Origin of the sequence: Streptomyces sp. NPDC050704 (assembly GCF_040654355.1) — a bacterium.
Taxonomy (GTDB): Bacteria; Actinomycetota; Actinomycetes; order Streptomycetales; family Streptomycetaceae; genus Streptomyces.
Window position 1 is genome coordinate 26620 of record NZ_JBFAHW010000114.1, and the last position, 6860, is coordinate 33479.

Annotated in this window: 8 protein-coding genes; 3 read left to right on the forward strand and 5 right to left on the reverse strand. The window is 71.9% G+C overall.

Annotated features, from left to right (window positions below; genetic code table 11):
- Window positions 1-2 precede the first annotated feature (2 nt).
- Window positions 3-743 carry an LON peptidase substrate-binding domain-containing protein gene (locus AB0I18_RS41735; protein ID WP_363110988.1) on the forward strand — a complete coding sequence of 247 codons (741 nt, stop codon included), beginning with the start codon at window positions 3-5 and terminating at the stop codon, window positions 741-743.
- Window positions 744-800: 57 nt separating this feature from the next.
- Window positions 801-1304 carry a Cys-tRNA(Pro) deacylase gene (gene ybaK / locus AB0I18_RS41740; RefSeq protein WP_363110989.1) on the forward strand — a complete coding sequence of 168 codons (504 nt, stop codon included), beginning with the start codon at window positions 801-803 and terminating at the stop codon, window positions 1302-1304.
- 209 nt (window positions 1305-1513) lie between these two features.
- Here the strand turns inward: ybaK and AB0I18_RS41745 are convergent, their stop codons facing one another.
- From AB0I18_RS41745 to AB0I18_RS41760, 4 genes are all read right to left on the reverse strand, one after another.
- Window positions 1514-2164 (reverse strand): AAA family ATPase, encoded by a 651-nt coding sequence (locus AB0I18_RS41745; protein ID WP_363110990.1) that lies wholly within the window; start codon window positions 2162-2164, stop codon window positions 1514-1516.
- 34 nt (window positions 2165-2198) lie between these two features.
- Entirely contained in the window at window positions 2199-3041 is an 843-nt protein-coding gene (locus tag AB0I18_RS41750; RefSeq protein WP_363110991.1) for an ABC transporter permease, read from the reverse strand.
- Between the two features lie 70 nt (window positions 3042-3111).
- Complete coding sequence (locus AB0I18_RS41755) at window positions 3112-4143, reverse strand: ABC transporter ATP-binding protein (protein ID WP_363110992.1); 1032 nt, start codon at window positions 4141-4143, stop codon at window positions 3112-3114.
- 422 nt (window positions 4144-4565) lie between these two features.
- Window positions 4566-5783: an NYN domain-containing protein gene (locus tag AB0I18_RS41760; RefSeq protein ID WP_363110993.1), complete on the reverse strand. Its 1218-nt coding sequence runs from the start codon at window positions 5781-5783 to the stop codon at window positions 4566-4568.
- A 229-nt stretch (window positions 5784-6012) separates the two neighbouring features.
- Here AB0I18_RS41760 and AB0I18_RS41765 point away from each other — a divergent pair, with 229 nt between their 5' ends.
- Window positions 6013-6195 (forward strand): hypothetical protein, encoded by a 183-nt coding sequence (locus tag AB0I18_RS41765; RefSeq protein WP_363110994.1) that lies wholly within the window; start codon window positions 6013-6015, stop codon window positions 6193-6195.
- 112 nt (window positions 6196-6307) lie between these two features.
- On the opposite strand, the gene AB0I18_RS41770 is transcribed toward AB0I18_RS41765, so the two are convergent.
- A partial coding sequence (locus tag AB0I18_RS41770) for an OB-fold nucleic acid binding domain-containing protein (RefSeq protein ID WP_363110995.1) occupies window positions 6308-6860 on the reverse strand: 553 nt, incomplete at its 5' end.

Below are 6860 nucleotides of genomic sequence, written 5' to 3' on the forward strand. Positions count from 1 at the left end.
TCGTGACCACCGTCCGGCTTCCCCTCTTCCCCCTGAACTCGGTGTTGTTCCCCGGGCTCGTGCTGCCCCTGAACATTTTCGAGGAGCGATATCGCGCCATGATGCGCGATCTGCTGAAGACCCCCGAGGACGAACCGCGCCGGTTCGCCGTCGTCGCCATCCGCGACGGCCACGAGGTGGCGCCCACCGCGCCCGGCATGCCGGACCAGACCGCCGTACCCCGGCGCGGGCCCGCGGCCGGCTTCGGCGATGACCCGGCGAAGGCCTTCCACGAGGTGGGGTGCATCGCGGACGCCGCGACCATCCGGGAACGGGCCGACGGCAGCTTCGAGGTACTCGCCACCGGGACGACCCGGGTGCGGCTGCTCTCGGTGGAGTCCTCCGGGGCCTATCTGACGGCCGAGCTGGAGGAGCTGGAGGAGGAGCCCGGCGAGGAGGCGGGGGCGCTGGCCGAGGGGGTGCTGCGGGCCTTCCGGCAGTACCAGAAGCGGCTGGCGGGAGCGCGGGAGCGGTCCCTGTCGACCGGGTCCGAGCTGCCGGACGAGCCGGCCGTCGTCTCGTACCTGGTCGCGGCCGCGGCGATGCTCGACGTCCCGGCGAAGCAGCGTCTGCTGGAGGCCGCGGACACGGCGTCCCGGCTCCGGGAGGAGCTGACACTGCTGCGGGCGGAGACCGCGATCATCCGCAATCTGCCGTCGCTGCCCGCGTCGGAACTGACGCGGACGCCGACGAATCTCAACTGACGCGAGCATCGACCGACGTCTCAACTGATGTCTCAACTGACGTAAGGCACAGGTGTCTTGGCGAAGAAGTCGAAGAAACAGCAGCAGGCGGGTGGTACGCCCGCGACCGTGGCGCTCAGCGCGGCGGGGGTCGAGTTCACGGTGCACGCCTACGAGCACGATCCGTCGCATCCCTCGTACGGCGAGGAGGCGGCCGAGGCGATGGGCGTCTCCCCCGACCGGGTCTTCAAGACCCTCGTGGCGGACGTCGACGGTGAGCTCACGGTGGCCATCGTGCCGGTGGCGGGCTCGCTCGATCTGAAGGCGCTGGCCGCGGCGGTGGGCGGCAAGCGGGCCGCGATGGCCGATCCGGCGGCGGCGGAGCGTTCCACCGGGTATGTGCGCGGGGGTATCTCGCCGCTCGGGCAGCGGAAGAAGCTGCGTACGGTGCTGGACGCGTCGGCGCACGCGCATGCCACGATCTGCGTCTCGGCGGGGCGGCGGGGGCTTGAGGTGGAGCTTGCGCCCGGTGAGCTGGCCGAGCTCACGGGGGCGGTGTCGGCGCCCGTTGGCCGTGCGTGACCTCTCGACGGATGCGGGGTTCTCGGTTAAACACCGAGGGCATGTCCAAGAAGACGCGTAAGCGGAAGTGGCGGGTCAAGAAGGGGCGTTCCAACCACGGGCATCGCCCGGCGTAACGCTCCGCGGGTTGGCGGTTTTTGTCTGCGGGCCGTGGGGGCTGGTCGCGCAGTTCCCCGCGCCCCTTTGGGGCGCCACCGTGCGGGGAGTCGTCAGGCCTGCGGAGGCTGCGGGTACTGGTGGGGCTGGTCGTACGGGTTCGGGTCTCGGGGGCCGAACAGGGCCGTCAGCTGGAGGTGGACCAGGAGGGCCGCGACGGACCAGGCCAGTAGGGCGCCCTTGGCGTTGAGTTCCAGGGGGGCGTCGAAGGTGACGCCCTTGCCGGCCTCCTTGGCGTGGGCGGCCACGTCCTGGGTGGGGCCGAGCCAGATGCCGAGCCGCCAGGCGAGCAGGGAACCGAGGACGCCGCCCAGGGTGAGCGCGATGACGAGCGGGATACCGCCGCGGCGCCGTACGAGGAACACGACCAGCGCGCTGACCAGACCGCAGCCGAGCGCGAGCAGAGTGAACGTTCCGTCCACACCGACGGCCTGCTCCCCCTCGGTGTCCTTGAGGTAGACCGCCTCCGCGTCGGAGATCAGCGGCACGTGCGGCGCCAGCCACCACCACAGCACCCCGAGCAGCACTCCGCCGAGCGCCATCGCGACCGTGATGACGGCGGCCTCCCGCACTTCGGTCTTCATGCCTGGGCCGTCCTCCTGGTAACCGGCGGGGCCGACCGCACCATCGGCGGGCGGCGCCTGCCAGGTGTGGTGCGGAGGCTGGTGGTTCGGCGGCGGAGGCGGAGTCAGCGGTGCGGTCACACTGACATCGTGCCAGGCCCGCCTGTCAGCCGCGTCACCGGACGGCCGCCCGGCGGTAGGCCCAGGTCGCGACGGCCAGTGAGGCCACCCCGACCGCCGCGCACACGGTGAGGTCGAGCAGGACGACACCCCAGTCGGGATTCGGCCCGAAGGTCAGCTCCAGGGCTTCGACGCCGTACGTGGAAGGCAGCAGGTCACGCGCGTACTGGACGAACGTCGGCAGCCGGTCGGCCGGCAGCACTCCGAGCAGCAGCGCCGCCGACATCCCCAACTGGCCGAGCAGCGTGGCGAGTTCGGGGCGTGGCGCGAGCAGCCCCAGCGCCGCTCCGAGCCCGGCGAGCGCCGCGCCCGCGAGCGGGATCACGGCGAGGAGAATCCACAGATGCGTCATCGGCAGCTGGAACAGCATGCTGCCGGCCACGGCGGTGACGACGGTCCCGGGCACGGTGAAGGAGGCGTACGCGGCCGCCGCGCCCAGCACCACGGCGGCGGGCGGCACGGGCAGCGTCGCGTAGTGGTCGAGCCCGCCGCTGGCGCGCAGCTGTCCGAAGTACTGGGCGAGCAGGTTGAGCGCGACGAACGCGACCACGAGGACCGACGAACCGGCCACCACGGCCCGCGCCTCGCCCCCGCCGTCCACCACCCCGCGCATCAGGACCATGATCCCGATGGACTGGAAGGTGGCCACGAACAGCAGCGGGATCCGGGCCACCCGGGCCCGGGAGAGCTGCGCCCGGTACACAGCGCCCAGCGCCGGCCACAACCGCGCACGCGGCCCGAGCGCGGCGACGCACCGGACACCGTCCTCGGCGTCGGCGGCCCGGTTCCTGTCCGCGACGGCACTGCTGGGCAGAACCTCGGCGGGTACGACACTCACGTCGAGCGGCTCCTGTTCGCTTCGGCTGTCGTCCTGTACCTGTTCCGTACGGCTGCGGCGGCCCGCACGCTCATGCCTTGACCAACCCCCGTACGTTCCCTGCGCTGCCGCCCAGCGCCAGGTAGACGTCCTCCAGGCTCGGGGCGGCGAGTGTGAAGTCGTCCAGGGCCGCGAAGGCGGCGCCGCCCGTGACGGCGGCGACGGCCGCGCGGGCCTCCTCGGGGGCGAGCCGCAGGGCCCAGCGACGGCCGGACTCGACGGCGCGGTCGCGCAGGGCGGCGACCTCGGGAACGTCGAGCGGCGCGCGCTCGCGCCAGACGAGTTCCACGCGTACCTCGCCCGCGACCGTCTCCTTGAGCCCGGCGGGGGTGTCGCACGCGATGACGCGGCCGCGGTCGAGCACGGCGACCCGGTCGAGGACCGTCTCCGCCTCGATGACGTTGTGGGTGACCAGCAGGACCGTCGTGCCGTGCTCGGCCCGGCGCCGGTCGACGGCGCCCCAGACGGCGCGGCGCGCGATGGGGTCCATGCCGGTGGTCGGCTCGTCGAGCACGAGGAGCGGTCGCGCGCCCACGAGCGTGGTGGCGAAGCAGGCGAGCCTGCGCTGCCCGCCGGACAGCTTCTTCAGCGGGCGGGCGGCCAGGGCCGTGAGCCCCAGCTCCTCCAGAACCCCGTCGCGCTCGGCCCGCGCGCTGCGCGCGTCGAGACCGCGCAGCCGCCCGGTGGTCTCCGCGGCGAGCGACACCGTCAGCTCGTCGAGCGCGGTGGACTCCTGACCGAGGTAGGCGAGAATCCGCGACGCCCGCTCGGGATGGCGGACGATGTCGTGACCGAGGATCTCGACACTGCCGCGGTCGGGGCGCATCAGCCCGGTCAGCTGCCGTACGAGGGTGGTTTTACCGGCGCCGTTCGGCCCGAGCAGGCCGAAGATCTCGCCGCGTCTGATGTCGAGGCGGACGCCGTCGGTGGCCCGCACCTCGGGCGTACCGGGTGCTCCGCGCCGCCCGCGCACCGCCGGATAGGTCTTCGTCAGATCCCGCACCGCGCACACGACATCCCCACCGTGCCCGTTCCGGGCTGCCTGTGCGGTGCGCGTACTCACGAGGATTGAGAGTACGGGGTCGCAGACCCAGAGCCACCCGCGGGGCGGGCATACGCCCGATATCGCCCCTACAGGGACGCGAGGCTGTGACATATCCGGCTCCACTGCGCGCAACGCCAGGCCGCGCCCCGTCAGGGACGTGAGGCTGTGACATATCCGGCTCCACCGCATGCAACGCCAGGCCGCGCCCCGTCAGGAGCGCGAGGCTGTGACATCTGCGGCTCCGCCGCGCAACGACGCCGGGTCGCGCCCCGTCAGGGGCGCGGGGAACTGCGCGACCAGCCCCCACGGACCCGCAGTCGACAACGCCGGATCATGCCCCTCCAGGGGCGCGAGGAACTGCGCGACCAGCCCCCACCAACCCGCAGATCACCCACAACGCCCTCCGACCCGCACCACCGAACCAACCTCAGCCGAACCCCCTACTCCCCTGCGGGAGCATGTTCGGCAGCGGTCCGTACGTCGATCTCGCGCCAGAACCCGGCCCGGATCGCATACCGGTCGTGCTCATCGATCTGGTCGTCCTTGTGCGCGAGCAGCCCGAACCGGGCCGCGTACCGCAGCAGCTCCCCGTCGATCCGATGCGGCACCCGCGGATACATCGTGGACAGCGTCTGCAGATGCGCCTGGTCCGACAGCCGCCCCATCCACCGCCGCGCGAACACCTGCCCGACCTCGTACGGATCGCCACCGACCGTGGTGATGTCCTCCTCACGGTCGGCCCACCGCTGCTCGGCCGTGGTGAGCTGCGCGAGCGTCGGCAGCAGCGCGGCCTCCGCGGAGTCGGCGGCGGTCCCGGGCCGGTCGACCCACCCCTTGTCGGAGGACCAGCGCAGGGTCGCGTCGGCGGGGTGCCGCGTGGCCTGCGGCCCTGGCGCGCGCAGGGCGGCCAGATCCTTCGGCGTCGGCACACCCTTGGTGGCCGGCACTCGCTCCTCCGTGCCGTTCTCGCCAGGGGCCGCCTGCGTGTGCTCGTCCTCCCGCGCGGGCCGCTCACCGGCCGAGGGCAGCGCGGACTCGGGCAGCGGCGCGGAGAGGATCGCGGCGATCTCGGGCCGAGGACTGTGCGGCGGCGCACAGATCCCGCCGAGGTCCTTGGCCCGGACGGCCTTGGTGATCCAGATCCGGTCGAGCACCCGCCGCTCGTCGGCCTCGGCGACCAGGTCCTCGGACTGGTTGTAGTCGCCGTCGGCGGCCTGCACGGCCCACAGGTGTACGGCGACCCCGTGCTCCTTGGCGGCCATCATGCCGGGCAGCAGATCCCCGTCGCCGGTGACGAGCACGACGTCGGAGCAGGCCCGGTTGCGCGCCAGCTCCGTGAGCTCGGCGTGCATGGCCGCGTCGACGCCCTTCTGCGCCCACCGCCCGTCGCTGCGCGTCAGCGCGCCCAGGCGCACCGTCACCCGCGGCATCACCCGCAGCCTGCGGTGCTCCGGCTGCGGCACCCGGTCGGGGGCGCCGTCGAACCAGTAGATACGCAGCAGAGGCCGTTCCGTGTCGGACTCGGCGCGGTCGCGCAGCCCCTGGATCAGGGCCGCGTGATCGACGGTGATCCGGGATCGCGAAGGTTCCCCGGCGAGGAGACTGGCAGCGGCTCCGAGCAGATACCCGGCATCCACCAGGACGATGCAGCGGTCCACGCGATCCACCCTCTTTCCGGGAGGTTTGCTTCGGGTTTCGGGCTTCCTTCGAGTCTGCCCGACCACGCGGAGGTTAACGGCCGGAACTCGATCTTCGGCGTGGCGGATCCGAAGATCACTCTCCGACAGGCCTTATTACGCACGGTAATTCTCCGAAATGCGCTGCTTGTCAGCCTATGTGAGTCTGGTCCCGGCCCTGGCCCCTAGAACCCCTTCAGGAGGCATCACCATGGCCAAGAACAAGAACCGCAAGCAGGGCGGCGATCAGGACCGCGGGCAGGATCGCGGACAGCAGCAGCCGCCCGAGCGCGGCGCCGAGCAGACGGAGTCCGCGGCGAAGGAGAGCCCGTCGCCCAGTCCCGCCCAGTTCGCCGCCGGTGGTAAGCGGCAGAAGAAGTTCGGCCACAACTGACGCACCCGTACAGGCACACGAGGGGCGCGCCCTGCACGGGCGCGCCCCTCGGTACCTCAATTCACCTGTCCCGAACTCATACGTCCCGAACTCACATGTCCCGCCGGGGATTTCACCCGGCCAGACAGGACGGGCCCAGCAGCACCTTCAGGTCACCGAAGAGCGCCGGATCCGGCTTCACCCGGTGCCGGTCGAGCCGCAGCACGGTGGTCTTGCTCGGGCCCTGGAGCTTGATGCGGACCTCGCTCTCGCCCTTGTGATGGCTGAGGATCTCGCCGAGCCGGGTGACCATGGGCGGGGTGACCTTGAGCGCCGGGATGGTGACGATCACGGGCGCGTTGGTGCCCGCGTTCGACAGATCCGGGACCTGCAGTTCCATCGCGACGAGCCGGGGCACGTCCTCGCGCTTGTCGAGGCGTCCCTTGACGAACACCACGGCGTCCTCGACGAGTTGGGTCGACACGAGCTGGTAGGTGGCCGGGAAGAACATGCACTCGATGGAGCCGGCGAGGTCCTCGACCGTGGCGATCGCCCAGGCGTTGCCCTGCTTGGTCATCTTGCGCTGGAGGCCGGAGATGATGCCGCCGATGGTGACGACCGCGCCGTCCGAGTGCTCGCCTCCGGTGAGCTGGGAGATGCCCGCGTCGGCCTTGTCGGACAGCACG

Excerpts from the sequence above, each read along its gene's own strand:
- AB0I18_RS41765 (WP_363110994.1), top strand. The coding sequence starts at position 6,013 with ATGGCCAAGAACAAGAACCGCAAGCAGGGCGGCGATCAGGACCGCGGG.